Source organism: Streptomyces purpurascens, from assembly GCF_045040895.1.
GTDB lineage: Bacteria > Actinomycetota > Actinomycetes > Streptomycetales > Streptomycetaceae > Streptomyces > Streptomyces purpurascens.
In genome coordinates this window covers 5,860,100-5,880,473 of sequence record NZ_CP108341.1, presented here as the reverse complement: position 1 = coordinate 5,880,473, position 20,374 = coordinate 5,860,100, and the positions used below count along the sequence as shown (strand labels likewise).

The window sequence follows — 20,374 nt, the reverse complement described above, 5'->3', positions numbered from 1 at the left end:
GGGCGGCCGAAAACGTCACACCCTCGGCCCGGAGATTTTCACGGAGTACGAAACCGCAGGTCGCAGGGGTGCGAGAGACTGCCGGGCGCGGCCGCGGTCCGCGACGTCATCGTCGTCGCTCCGCTTCTCGGAACGCAGCTCGGCCTGCTTCTCGGCGTGCTTCTCGGCCTGACGGTCGGCCTTCCGCTCGGCCTTGCCCCGCTTGCGGTCCCCGTCCCGGTCACTGTCCCGGTCGGTGTCCTTGGACCTGCCCTTGCCGCTGTCCTCGTCGTCGCGGTCCGTGGAGCGGGAGCCGGCCGTGGACAGGACGCCCTTGCAGTACTTCCACACCCGGGTGCCGCCCGCCGCGTCCCGCAGGGCTCGCCTGCGGTCGGCGTTCAGCCGCTTGCCGTCGCGGAGGTCGCGGCAGGCGGAGGCGATCTTCCTGCGGCTGTCGCCGGGGCCATCGCCCCGCTCGCCGGAGCCGGGCTTCGGTGCCGTGTCGTCGCGTGCCTCGCCCCGTCCGGAGCCACCGGCGCCGCCCGCCGCGGGGCCGCTCGGGACGTCGTCCGGGGTGGACCCGCCCTGCACGGAGTCGCTGGGCGAGGGCGACTTCAGCGGGCGTCCGGGAGGAGAGACGGCGGCGGACACCGAGGCACCGGGGTCGGGCTCGTCGCCGCCGAACGGTGTCAGGACTCCGGTTCCGGCCGCGACCGCGATCCCGCCGACCATGCCGACGGCCAGCGCGGCGGCCAGGGCGAGGCGTGCGGGACGCGCCCAGCGAGGCCGCCGGACAGCGCCGGAGCCACCGCCGTGCGAGGTTCCGATCCGGACCAGTCCGGCGTCCACGACCTCGGCAGCGGCCCGTCCGCCCGTGCCCCCTGGGGCCGCGAGGGCCGCGGCGGCGTCGGCGCGTTCCGCGCGCACCTTGCGGAAAGCGGCCATCGCCGCGGCCTCACCGGGGAGTTCCTCGCTGGTCAGCGGGGGTGACGCGGACAGCGCCCCGAGCGTCCTGGCGAGTCGTTCGGCCTCGCCCCGGTCGGCGCCGTCGACAGCCTCGAGTGGCTCTCCGCTCAGCAAACGCTCCGCCGTTTCGCGGTCCAGCCACCTGTACTGCTCGTCGGCCATCACACATCCTTCTGCGTCCGCGGGACGCTACGCGTCACACCTGCGGACGTCACCGCACCGCCACGCGGTTCTCGCTGGGGCGGCAGAGCGTCGAGCACCCCGGCCGATTCCGGATCGGCCTCCGGGTCCTCGCCGAGCAGCTCGGCGAGCCGCTTCAGACCCCGGTGCGCCGCCGTCCGGACGGCGCCCGGGCGCTTGCCGAGCGTCTGCGCGGCGGACTTCGCGTCGAGCCCCACGACCACCCGCAGCACGACCGCCTCGGCCTGGTCCTGCGGCAGCCGGGAGATCAGGGAGAACGTGCCGTCGGTGGCGAGCGCCTCCATGGCCTCACCGGCCGTGTCCGACTCGGCGGCCCGGCCCGTCAGTTCGGTCTCGTCACCGCCGATCGCGGGCCGGCGCCCGCGCATGCGTATGTGGTCCAGCGCGCGATTGCGGGCGATACGGGCGGCCCAGCCGCGGAAACGGTCCGCGTCGCCGGTGAACCGCTCCAGGTCACGGGCTATCTGCAACCAGGCCTCGGACGTCACGTCCTCGGCGTCGGGATCGCCGACCAGCGTCCGTACGTACCCGAGCAGCCGCGGGTGCACGGCGCGGTACACAGTCCGGAACGCGGTTTCATCTCCGTCCTGTGCCGCACGCACCGCGGCGGTCAGCTCCGCGTCGTCCCCCAGCACCGCGCGCCCTTCTGCGCCTGAGCCGGCGCCGCTCTCGCGGACCGGGTTCTCGCCGTCGTGGTTCCTCAAGTGGTGGTTGCGGTGTTGAGACCGCAGGTGGTTGCGGTGGTCTTGCCGCCTCCGCGTTGGCGCGAAAGGCACGTTACGACCTGAAACCACTCCCCGTCCATGTCCGTCCAGGATGCAACTAAGCCGTGACCCGCCAGGGTGTGACAGAAAACGCAGACATGGCGCTGTAGGAAGTACGGGCCGCCGCGCGGTCCGTGCCGCGCGACGGCCGGGGCCTCTCCTGTGGGGGGTGGCGGCCCCGGCCGTTGCCACGGTCTACCGCCTCATGTGATCCTCGCCACTCCGATGCGCCCAGCCGTCCGGACGTGCCGCAGTCGGCTGGGGGCGCTCACTCCGCCGGACGCACGGCGAACACCCGTGCCGGGAAACCCGAACCGCCCTGCGGCTTGGGCCAGGTGGCGACGATCAAAGCCCCTGCCTCGGGGACCTGGTCGAGATTGGCCAGCAGTTCGATCTGCCAGCGGTCGCGTCGCAGGACGTATGCCTCAAGGCTGTAGTCGCCCGCGGAGGCGGCGAGACCCGGGTCGGTGTCGGACTGTTCGTGACCGATGGCGGTGACCCCCGCGTCCTCGAACAGATACCGCAGCACCTCGGCCGACCAGCCCGGCGTATGGCTGACGCCCGCCTCGTCCCGGTTGACGAGCGCCACCGGGTCCGGCCAGCGCCGGCTCCATCCGGTGCGCAGGGCGACGAACGAGCCGGACGGAATGCGGCCGTTGCGCTCCTCCCAGGACCGCACGTCGTCCAGGGTGGGCGTGGCGTCGGGGTCGGTCTCGACCCGGGCGGCGATGTCGAGCACCACCAGCGGCAGGATCATCTCCTCGACCGGGATACGGTCCAGCGGGCGGGCCCCGGCCACGAAGTGGGAGGGCGGGTCGACGTGCGTGCCCCACTGGCCGACCAGCGTGTAGCGGTGGACGGTGAAACCGTCGCCGCGCTCCAGGTCGAAGGGCGTCTCGCGCCGCTCGTCCCCGAAGCCCGGGAAATGCGGCCGCCCCGGCCGGAAGGCGTGGGTGAGGTCCGTGAAGACCGCCTTCTCGGTCAGGGCGCGATACGCCGACCACAGCCCGGGCTCGGATGCGCCGAGGGTCACCGGGCGTTCTCCAGGAGGGTGCGCCCGGGAGTGTCACCGCGGGCCGGCTCCGCGGAGGCCGGCTTCTCGGTGGCGGGCGCTTCCGAGGCCGGCTGTACGGTGCCGGGCTCCCCCCGCTGCCCGTCCCCGTCCCCCGAAGCCGCCGCCTTCCGCCGCGTCAGCCCGACACCCACGAGGACCACGACCATGCCCAGCACCACCCGCACGCTGAGGTTCTCGCCCAGGACGACCGCGCCCAGCAGGACGGAGACGACCGGCAGCAGGTAACCGACCACCGCGGCGTTGGTGGCGCCCTCGTCGTTGATGATCCGGTAGGTGAGGTGGAAGGTGATCGCCGTGCAGAAGACGCTCAGGACGACGGCCGCGGTCACGACGGCGGGACCGACGTCGATCGACTCCAGGCCGCCCACCGGCACCGCGAGTGCGGTCAGCCCGCTCGCCGCCACGAGTTGGGCGGCGGAGAGCGAGATGGTGGGCGTGCCCTTGCGGACCAGCGTGCGGCCCATGTACGTGAAGGCGACGGCGTAACTGGCCGCCGCGCCGAGGATGGCGAGGGCGCCCCAGCCGGTCGCCCCGGTCGTCTGCCAGGGGGCGAAGATCACGATCGTCCCGGTGAAGCCCAGCAGAAGGCCCGCCAGCCGTACGGGGCGCAGTCCGCGTTCCGAGCCGAGGGCCAGACCGAGGGCGATCGACCAGAGCGGGGTCGTGGCGTTCAGGACACCGGCGAGACCCGAGTCGACCGTCTGCTGGCCCAGGCTGAACAGCGCGAACGGCAGCGCGTTGCAGAAGAAGGCCGCGACGGCGATGTGCCGCCAGACGGTCACGCCCCGGGGCATCCGATGCCCGGTCGCGTAACAGGCGACGACGAGGACCAGCGCGCCGAGGGCACAGCGGGCGAACGTGACCTGGAGCGGGGAGAGCCCGCGCAGCGCCAACTCGATCCAGAGGAAGGTCGATCCCCACAGCAGGGCGAGCACGGCCACCCGTAATCCGCCCCACAGACTCCGCGTATCGCTGTTCACGATGTGTCCTCCATTCCACGGGCCCCGTTGCGTCCGCGTCTCGTCTCGTCCCGTTCCTACGAAGGTGCCTCAGTCAAGCTTTGAGGACAAGCAAATGGTTCTACCTATTCTGTTAAGCTCAGCTACATGCTCGATGTGAGGCGACTCCAGGTCCTGCGCGCGGTGGTCACCAGCGGCACGGTCACCGCCGCCGCGGCCCACCTCGGCTACACACCGTCCGCCGTCAGCCAGCAGGTGGCGGCACTGGAGAAGCAGGCCGGTACGGCGCTGCTGGAGCGGGTCGGCCGAGGGGTGCGCCCCACGGCCGCGGGTCTGCTGCTCACCGAGCACGCGGCCCTGATCAGCTCGGCGGTCGCCCAGGCGGAGTCCGCCCTCGCGGACCTCCGCGCCGGGCGCACCGGCCGGCTGTCGGTCCGTTACTTCGCCACGGCCGGCTCCACCCTGGTGGCGCCCGCCCTGGCCCAGCTGCGCGCCGAGCACCCCGGCGTCCGCGTCGACCTCGAACTCACCGACCCGGAGGACCCGTTCCAGGAGGTGGCACGGGGCCGGGCCGACCTGGCCGTGGTCGTCCGGACCCATGACCGTGCGGGCGCCGGCTTCCGGCTCGTCCACCTCCTCGACGACCCGTACGCCGCCGTACTGCCCCTCGGTCATCCGCTCGCCGACAAGAAGATCGTCGACCTCCATGAGCTGGCCGGTGAGCAGTGGGTGGGCAGCGAGCCCCCCGGCCCCTGCCTCGAACCCGTCATCGACTCCTGTGCGGCGGCCGGCTTCAGCCCCGACTTCGTCATCCAGAGCGAGGACTACGCCACCGCGCAGGGCTTCGTCGCGGCCGGTCTCGGCGTCGGTCTGATGCCGAGGCTGGGGCTGCGCAACCAGCACCCCGGCATCGTCGTACGCCCGGTCCGCAACCCCGAACCGGTCCGGGTGATCTCGGCGGCCGTACGGGAGACCGCCCTCGAACAGCCCGCCCTGCGCGGCCTGCTGGACGCGCTGCGGGACGCGGCCGCCACCGCCGACCCGCCCGATGGATCCGGGGCGGACTGACCGCTGCCCATGGGGCGCGGGTCGGCGGCGAGGGCGGAAGAGGCACATGTCAGACGCGGTGGGCGGTGGGGTCGGCGGGCGCGGCGGCCAGGGTCACCACGCTGGCGAAGATCTCCTTGCCGTGCTGCCGGGCGCTGATCCTGACCTGGTCCGGGTCCGCCAGCTGCTCCGCCTCCAGCCAGCAGGGGATGTCCATCTCGGCGTAGCGGACGAAGTCGGTCTCCATTCCGGTGACCGTCACCGTGTCGGGGTGGGCCGTGGCCAGCGCGGCCTGGCGGGCGGCCTCCAGCAGCAGCATGCCCGGGGCGTGGTCCACGAGGTGGTCGAAGAGGATGGGGTGGGTCGTGTCCACCCGCAGCTGCCAGCGGTCGGGCCGGTCGGTCGCGGCGAGCACCACGTCCTCGAAGCGGTCGCGGCCGAACGGGGTGAGGCCCGCCGGAGGCGGCAGCGGCACGGCGCGCGCGGTGGCCGCGGCCGCGTCGGCGTAAGGGCCGCGCAGCCGGTTGTAGACGGTGCGGTCCTGGATGGTGAAGCGCGAGCGCACCGAGGCCAGCGGGCGGCCGGCGCGCTCGACGTCGACTCTCAGGGATATCGCGGACGCCCGCTCACGACGGTAGGTCACTTCGTCGCAGGTGATGTGCAGTTCCAGCTCGGCCGGGCCGCCGTCGGCGTACGCGGCCGCCGGGTCGAGCGTCCAGCTGAAGTCCTTCCACAGCAGCTGGTGGCCGAACGGCACGTGGTAGGCGCCGTGGGACAGCAGCGGCAGCGTCTGCCGTACGGTCTCGCTGAGCATCAGCGGGTCGTGCAGGCCCAGGCGGTTGACGTAGAACGGGTGGGTGGCGGGCCAGGCGGCCGTGACCGTGAAGGCGTCGGGAGCGGTCCGCCGCCAGCTGCGCAGCAGCACTTCGTCCTGGTTCGTCTTGTGCGTGAGAACGGAAGAAACCGTCTCAAAACGGTTTTCGACGCCGTGCTGGGCAAGGCTGATGGACATGGCGTTCCCCCCTGATGCGGTGACTCGCTTATGGGCACGCGCAGATGAAGCGAAGGCGCTTGCGGTGACAGGACGGCGCCGACGTGAATAAAATAGAGGTCGTTCTTTTTGTTTGTCTACAGGGTGTGAGGGAGTCTGCCGATGGCACGACAACGGCAGGAACGCGCGGAACGGACTCGGGCCGCGCTCATCCACGCGGCTGCGGAGGTGTTCGACCAGGCCGGGTACCACGGCGCGGGTCTGAACGCGATCCTCCAGAGAGCCGGCATCACGACCGGAGCCATGTACTTCCACTTCAAGTCGAAGGAAGAGCTGGCCCGCGCGGTCATCGTCGACCAGGCCGCCGAGCTGCAGTGGCCCCAGGGCAAGAAGGGGCTGCAGCAGCTGATCGACGTGTGCCAGTACCTGGCCGTGGAGATGCGCTCCAACGTGCTGTTCCGGGCCGGCGTCCGGCTCGCCGTCGAGCAGAGCGAGGTGAATCTGCTCGACTACTCGATCTACGACTGGTGGTCCGAGCAGTTCCGCACCCATCTGGCCGAGGCGCGTGAGCTCGGCCAGCTGAATCCGGCGGTGGACGAGGCCGCGTTCTCCCAGGTGATCGTCGCCTCGTACACCGGTACGCAGATCATGTCCCGGCTCTCCACCAACCGGTCCGACCTGCCCGCACGCATAGAGAACATGCTGCGATGTCTGTTGCCGGCCATCGCGCCGGCGGAAGTCGTCGCCTCGCTGGAGTTCCCTGGGAACGGGGAGACGGCGGGGGAATCGTTGGTGGAGGCGGAGCCTGGGGAGGGTGCGGCTTCATGACAGGTGTCCGGGTGTTACTGACCGGTTCGACCGGGTTCGTCGGGCGGGCGGTCCTGAGCCGGCTGCTGCGCGCACGCGGGGCCGACGGGCGGGGCGTCGAGGTGCGGGCCGTCGCCCGCGCCGTTCCCGCCGCCACGGGTGAGTGGGCGGGCGTGGAGTGGGTGCGCGCGGACCTGTCGGACCCCGCGTCGCTCCATGGGGCGGCGAGCGGTACGGACGTCCTCGTCCACCTCGCCTGCCGGGTCTCCGGCGCGGCGGAGGAGTGCGAGCGGACGAACGTCGGCGGCACCCGGGCGATCGTCGACGAGGCACGTCGTGCGGGGGTGGGGCGTGTCGTCCACCTGTCCACGGCGGCGGTGTACGGGCCCGGTCCGCACCGGGGCATCCCCGTCGACGGGGTCGTGCCCGCGCCCGTGTCGGCGGCCAGCCGTACGCGGTTGGCGGCCGAGCGGATCGCGCTCGACGCGGGGGCCGTCGTCCTGCGCCCCGGGCTGGTCCTCGGTCCCGGGGACCGATGGGTCGTGCCCGCGCTCGGCGAACTGCTCCAGCGGGTGCCGGGCCGCTGGGACGGCGGGCACGGACAGGTCTCCGCCGTGGACGTCGACGACCTGGCCCGCCTCGTCACCGCCCTGGTCACGGCACCGGACAGCGGCGCCGTGGCCTCCGGTGTCCACCACGCCAGCCATCCGGTGCCGGTGCGCATCGGCGACCTCATGGCGAGACTCGCCGAGCTGGGCATACTGCCGTCGGCCGGCCCTGACGACTGGGCCTGGGAGACATGCCTCGCGCGGCTGCGGGAGACGCCCGGGCGCATGAGCGAGCGGCAGTTCGCCCTGCTGGCGCGGGACCACTGGTACGAGAGCGAGCAGATCTGGCGACTGACGGGCTGCGCCCCCGGGCCGGGACCGCTGGAGCGGCTGGCCGGGGCGGCGGCTTGGTACCGGGAGCATCTGCGCGCCGGGTGAAGTCGAGGCGGCGCGCCCGACTTGGCCAAGTGGTGGCGGGCTTGGGCACGGGAGGCGTCCGCGGGGGAAAGCGGCGGTACGTTCACAGGACTGGGGGCGTGGCCTTCCGTTCCTCCCCCGTACCCCCGCCCGCCCCCGTCCGCGGCGGGCCCGTGGGAGTCATTTCCCGTGATGGATGCAGAGGTCAAGCCCATGGTGAAGCAGGTGAGAGCGGAACGTACCCGTCAGGCGCTGATCGCGGCGGCGGCCGTCGAGTTCGACCGGCACGGGTACGCCGGAACCTCGCTGTCCGCCGTGCACCGGGCCTGCGGGGCGACGATGGGAGCACTCACCTTCCACTTCCGCGCCAAGGCGGACCTGGCCACCGCGGTCTGCCGTGAGGCCGAGGCCCTCACCGGCGAGACTCTCGCCCGGCTCGTACCGGCCGGACCGCTCCCGCCGGTCGCCGAGTTCACCCTCGAAGTGGCCCGGCTGCTGGAGCAGGAGGTCACCGTCCGGGCGGCGGCCCGGCTCACCCGGGAACGGGCCGTCCCGTCCCACTGGTACACCCTCTGGCGGGCAGCCCTGCGGGACCTGGTGGCCGAGGCCCGGGAACCGGCCGGTGACCGGCCCTCGGCCGACGAACTGGAACTGCTGGCGGTCTATCTGACGGCGGGCGCCGAGGCGGCCCTGCGGTCGGGGAGCACCGGCGCGGAGGTACAGGCCCAACTGAAGTGTCTGTGGACCCTGGTGCACTTATCGAATGAGTGTCCGGTCGGGCCTCACTGATTCCCTTGTTCTCTCTGACCGTTCCGACGAAAAGGCTCATCCCATGACTCGACGCTGCGCGCTCGTCACCGGTGGTTCCCGGGGCATCGGGGCCGCCATCGCGACCGAACTCGCCGCCGACGGACACCGCGTGGCCGTGCACTGCCGTGCCGACTCCGCCGCCGCGAAGGCCGTCCTGGACGCCCTGCCCGGCACCGGCCACGCCCTGGTCACCGGTGATGTCGGCACACCGGGCGGGGCCCGCGGGATCATCGAGTCCGCCGTCGCGCAACTCGGCACGGTGGACGTCCTCGTCAACAACGCCGGCATCTACGCCGAGCAGCCCGTCGCCACCACCTCGTACGAGGACTGGCAGGCCGACTGGCGGCGCGTCGTCGACGTCAACCTGCTCGGACCCGCCGACCTGATCTGGCACCTCGTCGACCATCTCCGGCAGCGGCCGCAGGGCCCGCGCGGCGCCCGGATCGTCAACGTCGGCTCGCGCGGCGCCTACCGGGGCGAACCCGACGCCCCCGCCTACGGAGCGACCAAGGCCGCCCTGCATTCGCTGACCCAGTCGCTCGCCCAGTCCCTGGGCCCGCTCGGCGTCGCGGTGACCGCCGTGGCCCCGGGCTTCGTCCGTACGGACCTGGCGGAAAGCATGCTCGTCGGGGACGCCGAGGAGCAGGTACGCCGCCAGAGCCCGCTCGGCAGGATCGCCGCGCCCTCGGACGTCGCGGCCGCCGTGGCCTGGCTCAGCGGTGAGCGGGCCGAGTGGTGCAGCGGTGCCGTGATCGACGTCAACGGCGCCTCGCACCTGCGCTGACCCCACCCCCGGCCCTCCCGGGCCGCCCGACACCTCAGGGAGACCCCGTGCGCGCCGCGCTGTCGCAGATCGCCGTACGACCGGACGAAACCGTCGCCGAGCGGCGTGCCCGCGTGGCCGGTCTCGTTCGTGAACAGCACACCGCCGACCTGGTGGTCCTGCCGGAACTCTGGACGGTCGGCGCGTTCGCCTTCGACGAGTTCCGTGCCCACGCCGAGCCGCTGGACGGGCCCACGGCCCAGGCGATGGGCGCGGCCGCGGCCGAGGCCCGGGTCTGGCTGCACGCGGGCTCGATCATCGAACACGGCCCGGGCGGCACGCTGTACAACACCTCCCTCGTCTTCGCGCCCGACGGCCGGCTGCGCCGGACCTACCGGAAGATCCACCGCTTCGGCTTCGACCGGGGCGAGGCCGCCCTGCTGGGCCGGGGCGAGGAGACCGTCACCGTCACGCTGGGGGACGGCGGCCCGGCGGAGCCGACGGCGGGGCTCGCCACCTGCTACGACCTGCGTTTCCCCGAGCAGTTCCGGCTGCTGGTGGACGCCGGCGTGCAGATGTTCATCGTCCCGGCCGGCTGGCCCGCCGCCCGTCGCGCCCACTGGTCGCTGCTGGCCCGCGCGCGGGCCGTCGAGTCCCAGGCGTACGTCCTCGCCTGCGGTACGGCCGGTACGCACGCCGGGGTGGAACAGGCGGGCCACAGCGTGGTGGTCGATCCGTGGGGCGAGGTCGTCGCCGAGGCCGGGGCGGGAGAGGAGACGCTCGTCGTCGACCTCGACCCGGCGCTCGTCGCCAAGACCCGTGCCGAGTTCCCCGCCCTTCGTGACCGTGTTCTCGGTGTGCCGACGCCCCGCTGACCGGCCGTCGGCGACAGGTGCCGTCCGCCCCGCGAGTGCCGGGGCGGACGGCACCTGTCGTCTGTGCGCCGCCAACTACCGGGCGATACAAACGGGTTGGATATTTTCCGGTGACCTCTTGCGGCCCATGAGGCAGACGTGTAACACTCTTTCGCGAGGCAGTCTGCCCACTTCCAGGAGCCTTCGCACTGCCATCGCGTCGCCGTCGAGCGGCGCTTTTTTGTTTTCCGCGGTTCCGCTTCCGCACCTCCTCGTTTCCTCGTTTCCCCGCATCTCCTTGTCTCCCGAAGGTGAGGCGACCTGTGACCATGGCCGACCCGACCCCCTCACAACCCCGCCCGGAGCAGTGCGCGTCGAACCGCTGCCGCCGCGCGGCTCGCTCCGACAGCCTGCGACGCAGACCCGCCGCGCCCGGTGCCCGGCTCTGCGGTCCCTGCAAACGCGCCCTCGCGGCCGATCTGACCGCCCTGCCCGCGCTCCACGAGGAGAGCGAGCAGCGGCTCGTACTCCCCGCCCGGCAGGGGGGCCTCGCCCGGGTCACGGGCCACCGTCCGGACGCGCCGCCCGTGAGCGACGCGGCGCTGGACGCCCGGCACGACGCCGTCGTACGACTGGCGTCCTGGGCCCGGCTCGTCCTCGACGAGGACCCGGCCGCCGGAGCCCCGCCGGAGCGGTCCGTCCCCGAGCTGGCCGTCTTCCTCGGCCGGCACATCGACTTCCTGGCCGCCCACCCCGCCGCGGGCCCGGCGGCCGACGAGATCGCCCGCACCGCCACCGCCCTCCGGCTCGTGGTCGCGCCGCCCAGGCCCGGCCTCGTACCGCTCGGCCGGTGTGTGGAACCGGACTGCGACGCCGAGGTGTCGCTCCCCGGGCGCGGCGGCGACGAGCTGGTGCTGCGCGGACCGATGTGCGGCGCGGGGCATGTGCTCACGCCACGCCAGTGGCTGCTCATGAACCATCGTCAATCGACGCTCGAGACCAAGGAGTCGGCATGAACGACGACCTGCGCACCCCGCGCGGCAAACGCGTCCCCACCGCGCTCGCCGCCCTCGCCCTCGGCGTCCGCGAGGGAACGATCCGCCAGTGGGCCAACCGCGGCAAGATCACCCGGTACGGGACCAAACGCCAGGCCCTGTACGACCTGAACGAGCTGGCCGCCCTCGCGGCCGGGGAGAACGGCGCGTAGCCCCCTCCCCCGTAAAGACGCTCCACGCACCGCAGACCTCCCCAGTTCCCTAGCACCCACACCACCGTTCGGCCATCGCCGCGCGGCCCTTCGGCATGCCCGAAAACGGGCCGCCGCACAGCTCTTGAGGAGAGACAGCCATGGAGACGCACGGCACATCGCAATGGCAGCAGCACTGGCAGGACCGGCGCGACCCCTTCGTCGAGGAGTGCTTCCGGGCCCGTGAGAACCTGCTCGCCGATCTGAAGGACCCCGGCGCCGCCCAGGCCCGTGTCCTCGACGACCTCATCGACATCGGCGCCGCCTCGCTCCACTGGAAGGAGAAGGGGTACGACGCCGTCGCCACCGACCCGGGGACCTTCCGGGCGGTCCTGCCGATCATGCGCTACAACGACTTCGTCGAGCAGATCGACCGGGAGACCCACACCAAGGGCGGCATCCTGTCGTGCAGCCCCGTGCTGCGCTGGCTCAAGACCAGCGGGACGACGGGCACCCCCAAGCGCGTCCCGTACACGCTGCACTGGCTGCTCAAGTACCGCATCCCCGCGATGAAGGCGATGTGGGGCACCTACCTGGAACACCACCCCGAGATCCTCGCCCACCCCTTCGCCACTCTCGACACCCAGACCGTCCGCGAGGACGTGTACGACTTCGTGCACGGCGTCGAGCACCAGGCGATCAGCAACCGGCACCCACAGATCAACAGCCGGGACTGGAACCCGCCGTGGTACGAGTCGCCGTGGTTCGGCCCCGACACGCCCACCAGCCACGCCGGGCGCATGTACCACCGCGTACGGCACCTCGTCGGCAAGGACCTGCACTACATCTCGGCGATCAACCCCAGCACCCTCGTCTCGCTGCGCGACCTGATCGCCGAGCACGGCGCCGAGCTGGTGCGCGACCTGAGAGAGGGCACCCTCCAGGGCAAGCCGTGGACCGAGCCCGACGAGAAGGCCGCGCTGCACCTCGAACAGGTACTGGACAAGGGCGAGTTCAGCCTCGTGGACATCTGGCCCTCGCTGACGCTGTACAGCTGCTGGCTGTCGGCCTCCGCCGAGCTGTACCGGCCGCGCCTGGACGCGGTGCTGCCCGGTGTCGCCAAGCTGCCGTTCATGAGCTGCGGGACCGAGGGCGTCACCACCATCCCCGTGGACGACACGCTGGAGAGCCAGCCGCTCGCCGTCAGCCAGGCGTACTTCGAGTTCGTCCCCGCCGACGTGCCGCTCGGCGCGCTCCTCGACGCCGGCGAGAAGGTCGAGACGCTGCTGTACGACGAGGTCGAGGCGGGCCGCGACTACCACCTGATCATGTCCCAGGGGAACGGCCTCTACCGGCTGTGGACCGGTGACATCTACCGCGTGGACCGGATCGCGGACGGCACCCCCTGGGTCCACTTCACCCACCGCGACGGCGTCTTCCACTCCTTCACCGGCGAGAAGATCACCGAGGGCCAGGTCACCCAGGCCATCCGGCAGGGGCTCGAAGGCAGCGGGCTCGACACCGGGCTGTACATGTGCGGGCCGCGCTGGGACGAGCCGCCGTCCTACACCGTCGTCGTCGAGGTACCGGAACCCGGAGCGGACCTCGACCAGGTGCTGTCCGCCGCGATCGACCGCGAACTGTCCGTCATCAACATCGAGTACGCCTCGAAGCGGGACAGCGGTCGGCTCTCCGCGCTCCAGGTGCGGACCGTGGCGCAGGGCGCGATCGCCGCGTACGTCGAGTCGCGGCGGCAGCGGGGCAACGCCACTCAGTACAAGTACAAGCCGTTCCAGAAGGACATCGACTTCGTCGGCGCGATCCTCGCCGACTGAACAGCGCCCCTCACCCACTCAATCCCCATGCCGATCAAGGAGAGTTGACCATGCTGGAGACCCTCAGGCCCCCGCAGAACACCCGCCGCGAGATCATCGACCTGCCCTGCGGCGACACCCGGCTCGCCCTGCACGTGTGGCGGCCGGAGCAGATCAAGGGAGCCGTCTTCTACTTCCACGGACTGCAGAGCCACGCCGGGTGGCTGTGGGAAGTGGGCCCGCAGTTCGCCGACAACGACATCGCGTTCTTCGTCCTCGACCGGCGCGGCAGCGGCATAAGCCCCGGGCCGCGGCACGAGATACCGGACGTCGACACCGTCCTCGGCGACTACGCGAACGCCGTCGCGTTCGTCCGGGGAATGATCGGCGACACCGTGCCTCTGTCCCTGTTCGGGCACTGCCTCGGTGGCTCCTTCCTGGCGGCCCTGATGTCGTACGAGGGGTTCACCACCTCGTACGACGCGGCCGTGTTCTGCTCGTCCTGGCTCGGCCGGATGCACGCGACGCTCGACCCGGACGCACGCGAGGCCGTCGCGGCGAGCCGGAGCGAGGAGTTGTGGGACGCGGGGCTCAAGGCCGGCGACTTCACCGACGAGGTCAAGTACCAGCACTTCATCGACCACGACGACCTGGCGGTACGGCAGTTGACGCGGCGGTCGCGGGCGGTGCTGCTGGAACTGGAGCGGCTCTATCTGACGCGCGGGCGCCTGGGCCCGACGGTCCCCGCCACGACCTTCGTCTCCGGGATGACCGACCCGATCGTGGACCTGGACGCCGCGCACTCCGTCTTCCAGGACCTGGTCTCCGGGCGCGGCTCGATCATGAAGTTCCCCACCGACAAGCACTACCTCTTCTACACCGACGTCAGCGGCGACCTGGTCGACTGGACGTCGACGTACACCCTGCTCCAGGGGGTGAACCGTGGCGCCTGAGGCCGGGAGGTCCGGACGGGCCCGGCTGTACCACGTCGAGCTCCCCATGCGGACACCGTTCGACCATCCCGCCGCCCGGCGTCGTACGTCCGACAGCCTGGTCCTGAGGCTCTCGGCCGACGGCGTGGACGGCATCGGCGAGTGCGCGCCCCGGTCGTACGTCACCGGGGAGACCACCGGGAGTGTGCGCACGGCGCTCGAACAGGTCGACTTCGACGCGTTGTTCGCGCTGCTGACCGGCCGCGACCCGCAGGAACTGCTGGGGCTGCTCCACCGGGACGGCTTCGCGCGGACCTTCGGGATCGACGGCGGCAACAACCTGCTCTGCCTGCTGGAGACGGCGGTCCTCGACTGGCTGGGGCGCCGCTCGGGGGTGGGAGCGCGGGAGCTGTTGCCGGGCGAGGCCGACGAGGGGCGCCGTTCGCTGCCCGTCTCGCAGGTGCTCGACCTCAGCCTGGACGCCGAGGAGTTCCTCGCCACCCGGGGGCCCTTCCACTTCGTGAAGATCAAGGCGTCGGACGACATCGAGCACGACGCCCGTACCGTCCGGACGATCCGCGACAAGATCGGCGACGACGTACCGGTCATGGTCGACGCCAACATGTGCTGGACACCCGAGAACTCGGTCGACCACGCCCGCCGGCTGCGCGAGGCCGGCGTCGACTATGTGGAGGAACCCCTGCCCAAGGGCTCGTGGGAGGCGCTGCGCGCACTGCGCCGCGACGGCGGGCTGCGGATCATGCTGGACGAGTCGGTGTGCACGGGCCGGGACGCCCGTACGGCGGTCGAGTCCGGGGCCTGCGACGCGTTCAACATCCGGGTGTCGAAGAACGGGGGGCCGCTGCCGGCCGCCGGGCTCGTCGCCTATGCCCGGGAGAACGGCGTCCGTTTCCAGTTCGGGGTCCAGGTCGCCGAGGTGGGCCCGCTCATCAACTCCGGCCGGGCACTGGCCTTCGGCCACCCGGACGCGCTCACCGTCGAGGCCGGACAGTCCGACCGCTTCTTCCCGGAGATGATCGTCGCCCCGCCCCCGGCCGTCGACCGCCACACGAACACGCTGGCGCCGGCGGACGGCACCGGCTGGGGCATGGACCTCGCCGCGAGCGCGGAGCGCTGGGCCGTACGGGACCTCTGAGCCGGCCTTCCCACTCGCACATCACCGACGCACATCCCCACCACACACTCATGCCCGAAAGGCGGGAACATCATGACCATTCTCTTCGAATGCACCTACCGGGGTGACCGTTACTTCGGCTTCGGACTGCCCAAGGCCGACCAGCCGTTGAGCCTCACACCGCTCAGGAACCTGGACCTGGGGAAGCTGCTCGCCGAGGGCGGTGACGTCGCCGTGCTCCTCGCCTCCGCCGAGACGGTGACCGTTCCCGTGAGCGAACGCGACACCGTGTCCTTCCGCCCGCCGCTGCTGCCCGGCCACCTCGGTGACGCGGTCGTCGGCGGCTTCATGCAGACCCACAACGTCAAGGTGGACGCGGACACCCCGTCCCAGCCGAACTGGTTCCTCAAGGGCCTCGGCGATGTGCTGAGGACCACCGGGGAGGAGTTGCGCGCGCCGGTCGGGTCCGTCGCGCTGACCGAGGAGGCGGAGGTCGTCCTCGTCCACGTCACCGACGCGGAGGGCATACCCCGATACGTCGGCTACACCTTCGGCAACGACCTCACCGACATCGGCCGCTTCCGCCGCCACCGGGGACACCTCTCGTACGCCAAATTGTGCGACGCGGCCGTGGCGCCCTGGCTCTTCCTCGACGAACCGCCGCGCCACGTCACCGGGCACGTCACGATCGAGCGGGACGGCGAGCCGTGCTGGCGGGGCGACTTCACCACCGGCACCAAGGCCCTGCACTACGGGCTCGACGACATCATGTCCGAACTGTTCTCCTACGACGCTCTGCTCGCCCCCGGCCGTGTGCACTACGCCTACATCGGCGCCGACCGCAGCAGTTTCCACGACGGCTTCCGCATGGCCGACCGCGACCGCGTCACCCTGGACTTCGCGAGCCACGGGGTCACCCTGTCGAACACCGTGCGATGTGCGTCGCCGACCCTCGCGGCCGCCGCGCACGAGGGATCGTGAGCGGCGGCGAGCGGGAGCGTACGCCGGTCGACCGGGTGCGCAGGCTCAGTGACACGGAGGCGACGTTCGCGTACACCCATGCGCTGATGGGTGGCAGGGGCGGGCTCACCACCTCCTTCACGATGAACGGCGTGTTCTCGCCGGAGCGGGTGGAGGCGGCCGTGGAGCTGTGGCTGAGGAGGCTGCCGCTGCTGTCGCTGCGCATCGAGGACACCGGGGGCGGGGAGCTGTGGTTCCGGCAGGGGACGCCCGGGCCGTCGGCGGGTGAGCGGCTGTGGGGGCTGCGGGTCGGGCGGGCTGCGGAGGGGGCGACACGTTTCTCCCTCAGCCTTCACCCTGCGATCTGCGACGGCCACTCCGTCGGGCGTCTCGTACGGCCGCTGCTGGACGCCCTGTTCGGCGTTCCCGGGGCCTGTGCCGGGAAGGAGGACCTGCCGCCGGACACCGACGAGCTGACGTACGAGAGCGGTGGGGTGTGCGGGGTGTGCGTGCCGGGACCGGCACGGCGGGCCGTGACGTCGTACGGGGAAGGAGCAGGGCCAGGACATGGGCGCGGGCGGTCGGCCGGGGTGGTGCGCGAGAGTGGCGGGGGTGTGACCCTCGCCATCGGTCCGTACGAGACCCGGCGGCTGCGTGACTGGTGCGGGGCGCGGCGGTTGACGGTCAGCGGGTTCCTCGCGACCGTGCTGGCCGACGCGTTCGCCCGGGAGAGCGGCCGCCGGGAGGTCACGGTCGCCACGGCGGTGTCCCTGCGCCGGCGGTACGCCGAGCGGGCGCTGATCAGCGAGCCCGGGTGTGTGCTGGGCGTGGTGCGGGCGCGGCTGCGGGCGGGCGGCGCCGGTCGGGACGCCGTGGATGCGGGGGGCGACCTCGTGGGCAGGGCCCGGGGCCACGCGGAGGTGCTGTGCTCGGCCGGGCGGGACTGGCGTCCGGAGCGGCGGGCGCACACCGCGATCCGCCGGGCCGTGGAACGGGAAACGGAGGGCGGCGGGCCGGAGCTGCGGGTGACCGACGCCGGTTCGGTGGACACCGCGCTCGGACCGCACGCGGGGAGGGTCACGGGGTTCCGGACCGTGGCGGCCCGGGGTGACGGGGCGCTCGACGGCACGCTGCATCTGTCGTCGTTCAAGGGGGCGTTGACGGTGGGGCTGGCCGTCGGTGGGCCTTGGGCGGCCGTGGCCGAGCGGGAGTTGAATGACGCGATGCTTTTGCACAACCGCAGGTGAGAGCCCTGCGGTAGCGCGGACTCCTCAAAGTCGTAGGTGAAGGTGGTCCCTTCGATTGAAAACAAAGAGTTCGTTCTCTATTTTTTGAGGGCAGGCTTCGTTCGAACCGGCGGGGCCCGTCCAGTGCGACCAGTCCAGAGGAAGGGAACGCGTCATGGTGAGGGCGTTTTCCAGGGTGGCTCCCGGGCCTGTCACGACGGCGCTGCCGGGTGCACGGCCGGCGCGTGGCGCACGGGGCGGATCCTCCGCACGCCGCCCCGCCTCCGACGCCTTCGATGCCTTCATCGCGGAGATCTTCGAGCGGCTGCCCCGTGCCGACCAGCGCAGATGGGCCCATGTCTACACCCGGGGCCTGCTGGTGACGCCGGGTCGCAAGACGGTACGCCGGCTCGCGGCCTCCGCCTCGGACTCCACCACGGCGGCCCAGGCCCTGCACCAGTTCGTCAACGCCAGCCCCTGGGACTGGGAACCGGTCCGCGCCCGCCTGGCCGACTGGGTCGCACGGCGGTCCCGGCCGCGTGCCCTGGTCATCGCTACGGCGGTGCTGCCCAAGCGGGGTGACCGCTCCTGCGGAGTGCACCGCCGCTTCGTCCCGCAGGACGGACGTACCGTCAACTGCCAGGTCGGTCTGGGGGCGTTCCTCGCGGTGGAGCAGGGGACGACGCCGGTCGACTGGCGGTTGCTGCTGCCCGGGCGGTGGGCCGAGGACGCGGGTTCGGGGCCGGCCGGGGGTTCGGCCGACGCCCTGGCGTTGGACCTGGTCGACGGGGCTGGGACTCGGGGTGTGGCCGGCTCGGGCGGAGTGCCGGTCGTCGCCGACCTGGTCGGGTTCGCGGACACCGCCGCGCTGGTGGGCGGGCTCGTCGGCCGGGGGCGGGGGTTTGTCGTGGCCGTACCTGATGACTTAGTGGTGCACCCGGACCGTACGGCTCCCGGTGGGCCCGGCTCTCGTGCCGGTGCCGCTGGTGTGTCCGCGCGGAGCCTCCTCACGGCCCACCCGGCGCGAGTGGCGACGGGGGTGGTCCGCCTCCCCGGCGCCCCCGTCGCCCTCCGGTTGGTCGGCGAGCCCGGGAGCGGACGGATCTGGCTCACGGATCTCGTGGACAGGTCGCCGCGCGAGGTGCTGGCGCTGGCCAGGCTGCACACGGATGCCGTCGACACGGTGGAGCGGCTGGCCGACGACTTCGGTCTGCGCGCCTTCGAGGGGCGCTCGTACGCCGGCTGGCACCACCACAAGACCCTGGTCTCCGCCGCCTTCGCCTACAGCACGCTCGGCTCCGCCGCCCCGACGCGGCCCGGCGACCCGGCGCACCCGTCACCCCGGCCACGCACCGCCCGCCCGCCGCACCGAGCGCGGACTTCGACGACCGGGGGACGGGCTGGTACGGCGCCGGGGCGCGGTGCCGGGGTTCCGGTGCGGGCGCTCACGGCACCCGGGCGAGCGCCGGCGGCTCCGGCGCGGACGGCTGAGGCGCCGGTGCGGACCTCCACCGCCACGGCGCGTCCCCTCGCGACATCGGCGCGGTCGTCCGCGGTTCCGGCGCCCCCCACACGCACCCTCGTCATCCCGCCCCGGCTCCCCGCACCCCCCTCGCAGCCGCTCCCCACCCCGATACGAACGGAATCCTGATGGCCCTTCCCAAAGCGTTCTGGTTGTTGTGGTTCGGGCAGACCGTCAGTCGGCTCGGGACGCTCGCCCCTGCTTTCCTCGTGCTCTACATGGAGCAGGACGGGCTCGTCGCCCCGGGTACGACCCCGCTCATCGTCGGGCTCTTCGGTGCCGGTGTCGTGTTGTCCGGGCTGGTGGGAGGGGCGGTCGCCGATCTGATCGGGCCGCGTCGCACCATCGTCGCCGCCCAGCCGGTCACCGCCGCGATGGCTCTGCTCTTCGCCGTCGCCGAGAACGTCGTCGCCCTGTGCGCGCTGTCGCTGATCACCGGGTTCCTGTCGTCCGTCGACCGGCCGGCCGGGGCCGGGCTGATCTCCGCGATCGTTCCGCAGGAGCAGTTCTCGAAGGCGTACAGCCTCTTCCTCGTCGGCTTCAACATCGGCATGTCGCTGAGCCCGGTCTTCTCCGGTTTCCTGCTCGAAGTCAGCCCCGGTGCCCTCTTCGTCGTCTGGGCGGCCTCCAGCCTCGTCTACGCGGCCCTCGTCTTCGCGGTGCCCGCCGATCCGCCGCCCGCGCAGGGCGCCGACCGGCCCGCCGGGGCCGCGGCGGCCCTCAAGGCGGCCGCACGCGGGATCGCCGAACCCTTCCGGACTCCCGTCCTGGTCGCCTTCCTCCTCCTGACCTTCCTGCTGGCCTGCATCTACCTCCAGGTCAACTCCGCGTTGCCGCTCGACATGCGGGCCAGCGGGCTGAGCACCGGGGACATCGGCTTCGTCCTCGCCGTCAACGCCGTCCTGTCCGTGCTGCTGCTCCCGCTCGTGCCCCGCCTGGTCGGCGGGCTGCGCGCCCACGTCCCGCTGATCCTGGCGGCCGTGTTCATGGCCCTCGGCTTCGGCGGCAACGCCCTCGCCGGCGGCATGGTCTCCTTCACCGTCGCCACCGTCGTATGGACGCTCGGCGAGGTGCTGTGGGCCCCGATGTCCGCCACCTTCATCGCCGACCGGGCCCCGGCCGGACGCAGCGGCACCTACCAGGGCTCGTACTTCTTCGCCTGGAACGCGGCGTTCGTCGTCGGCAGTCCCGCCGGACTCGCCCTCGCCCACTCCCACGGCTACGGGGCGCTGTGGATGTCCGTCCTCGGCCTGGGGCTCGTGGTGACGGCCGGCTTCACCCTGCTGCCCCGACTGGCCGGGTTCGTGACCAAGCCCGGCCCCGACTCCGACTCCGACCCCGACTCCGGCCTCGACACCGAGTCCGTCACCACCGCCCGAGCGACCACCCCGGAACCCCTCACCCGAGAGACAAGGTGA

Annotated in this window: 20 protein-coding genes; 15 read left to right on the top strand and 5 right to left on the bottom strand. The window is 72.2% G+C overall.

Annotated features, from left to right (window positions below; genetic code table 11):
• Positions 1–15: 15 nt before the first annotated feature.
• The 4 genes from OHU35_RS26950 to OHU35_RS26935 all read right to left on the bottom strand — a co-directional run bounded on the left by OHU35_RS26950 (position 16) and on the right by OHU35_RS26935 (position 3,965).
• Entirely contained in the window at positions 16–1,107 is a 1,092-nt protein-coding gene (locus OHU35_RS26950; RefSeq protein ID WP_189722849.1) for a hypothetical protein, read from the bottom strand.
• Positions 1,107–1,781: an RNA polymerase sigma factor gene (locus OHU35_RS26945; RefSeq protein ID WP_189723285.1), complete on the bottom strand. Its 675-nt coding sequence runs from the start codon at positions 1,779–1,781 to the stop codon at positions 1,107–1,109. Before OHU35_RS26945 ends, OHU35_RS26950 begins: the two co-directional genes overlap by 1 nt.
• A 397-nt stretch (positions 1,782–2,178) precedes the next feature.
• Positions 2,179–2,943 (bottom strand): cyclase family protein, encoded by a 765-nt coding sequence (locus OHU35_RS26940; RefSeq protein ID WP_189722848.1) that lies wholly within the window; start codon positions 2,941–2,943, stop codon positions 2,179–2,181.
• Entirely contained in the window at positions 2,940–3,965 is a 1,026-nt protein-coding gene (locus tag OHU35_RS26935) for a DMT family transporter (RefSeq protein WP_229872862.1), read from the bottom strand. The genes OHU35_RS26940 and OHU35_RS26935 overlap by 4 nt, the downstream gene beginning before the upstream one ends.
• Before the next feature lie 126 nt (positions 3,966–4,091).
• Between OHU35_RS26935 and OHU35_RS26930 the strand changes: the two genes are divergently transcribed.
• On the top strand, positions 4,092–5,012 hold the full coding sequence (locus OHU35_RS26930; protein ID WP_189722847.1) for a LysR family transcriptional regulator: 921 nt from the start codon (positions 4,092–4,094) through the stop codon (positions 5,010–5,012).
• Positions 5,013–5,061: 49 nt separating this feature from the next.
• On the opposite strand, the gene OHU35_RS26925 is transcribed toward OHU35_RS26930, so the two are convergent.
• Positions 5,062–6,003: a ScbA/BarX family gamma-butyrolactone biosynthesis protein gene (locus OHU35_RS26925; protein WP_189722846.1), complete on the bottom strand. Its 942-nt coding sequence runs from the start codon at positions 6,001–6,003 to the stop codon at positions 5,062–5,064.
• A 141-nt stretch (positions 6,004–6,144) separates the two neighbouring features.
• Here OHU35_RS26925 and OHU35_RS26920 point away from each other — a divergent pair, with 141 nt between their 5' ends.
• From OHU35_RS26920 to OHU35_RS26855, 14 genes are all read left to right on the top strand, one after another.
• Positions 6,145–6,810, top strand: coding sequence for a ScbR family autoregulator-binding transcription factor (locus tag OHU35_RS26920; RefSeq protein ID WP_189722845.1), 666 nt, complete (start codon positions 6,145–6,147; stop codon positions 6,808–6,810).
• Positions 6,807–7,775, top strand: coding sequence for an NAD(P)-dependent oxidoreductase (locus OHU35_RS26915; protein ID WP_189722844.1), 969 nt, complete (start codon positions 6,807–6,809; stop codon positions 7,773–7,775). The genes OHU35_RS26920 and OHU35_RS26915 overlap by 4 nt, the downstream gene beginning before the upstream one ends.
• A gap of 204 nt (positions 7,776–7,979) precedes the next feature.
• The gene (locus OHU35_RS26910; RefSeq protein WP_229872861.1) at positions 7,980–8,543 is read left to right on the top strand and encodes a TetR family transcriptional regulator; all 564 of its coding nucleotides are present in this window, start codon (positions 7,980–7,982) and stop codon (positions 8,541–8,543) included.
• Positions 8,544–8,586: 43 nt separating this feature from the next.
• Entirely contained in the window at positions 8,587–9,348 is a 762-nt protein-coding gene (locus tag OHU35_RS26905) for an SDR family NAD(P)-dependent oxidoreductase (RefSeq protein ID WP_189722843.1), read from the top strand.
• A 47-nt stretch (positions 9,349–9,395) separates the two neighbouring features.
• A complete protein-coding gene (locus OHU35_RS26900) occupies positions 9,396–10,202 on the top strand; it encodes a carbon-nitrogen family hydrolase (protein ID WP_189722842.1) in 807 nt (268 codons plus the stop codon).
• A gap of 302 nt (positions 10,203–10,504) precedes the next feature.
• Complete coding sequence (locus tag OHU35_RS26895; protein WP_405507193.1) at positions 10,505–11,197, top strand: hypothetical protein; 693 nt, start codon at positions 10,505–10,507, stop codon at positions 11,195–11,197.
• Positions 11,194–11,388, top strand: coding sequence for a hypothetical protein (locus OHU35_RS26890; protein WP_189722840.1), 195 nt, complete (start codon positions 11,194–11,196; stop codon positions 11,386–11,388). Before OHU35_RS26895 ends, OHU35_RS26890 begins: the two co-directional genes overlap by 4 nt.
• A gap of 140 nt (positions 11,389–11,528) precedes the next feature.
• Positions 11,529–13,202, top strand: a complete 1,674-nt coding sequence (locus OHU35_RS26885; protein ID WP_189722839.1) for a GH3 auxin-responsive promoter family protein — start codon at positions 11,529–11,531, stop codon at positions 13,200–13,202.
• Between the two features lie 50 nt (positions 13,203–13,252).
• On the top strand, positions 13,253–14,134 hold the full coding sequence (locus OHU35_RS26880) for an alpha/beta hydrolase (RefSeq protein ID WP_189722838.1): 882 nt from the start codon (positions 13,253–13,255) through the stop codon (positions 14,132–14,134).
• Positions 14,124–15,269, top strand: coding sequence for an enolase C-terminal domain-like protein (locus OHU35_RS26875; protein WP_229872860.1), 1,146 nt, complete (start codon positions 14,124–14,126; stop codon positions 15,267–15,269). Before OHU35_RS26880 ends, OHU35_RS26875 begins: the two co-directional genes overlap by 11 nt.
• Positions 15,270–15,341: 72 nt before the next feature.
• The gene (locus tag OHU35_RS26870) at positions 15,342–16,229 is read left to right on the top strand and encodes an FAH family protein (protein WP_405507190.1); all 888 of its coding nucleotides are present in this window, start codon (positions 15,342–15,344) and stop codon (positions 16,227–16,229) included.
• On the top strand, positions 16,226–17,455 hold the full coding sequence (locus OHU35_RS26865; RefSeq protein WP_405507188.1) for a hypothetical protein: 1,230 nt from the start codon (positions 16,226–16,228) through the stop codon (positions 17,453–17,455). The genes OHU35_RS26870 and OHU35_RS26865 overlap by 4 nt, the downstream gene beginning before the upstream one ends.
• Before the next feature lie 154 nt (positions 17,456–17,609).
• Positions 17,610–19,085, top strand: a complete 1,476-nt coding sequence (locus OHU35_RS26860; RefSeq protein ID WP_405507186.1) for a transposase — start codon at positions 17,610–17,612, stop codon at positions 19,083–19,085.
• Complete coding sequence (locus OHU35_RS26855; protein ID WP_359886995.1) at positions 19,085–20,374, top strand: MFS transporter; 1,290 nt, start codon at positions 19,085–19,087, stop codon at positions 20,372–20,374. The genes OHU35_RS26860 and OHU35_RS26855 overlap by 1 nt, the downstream gene beginning before the upstream one ends.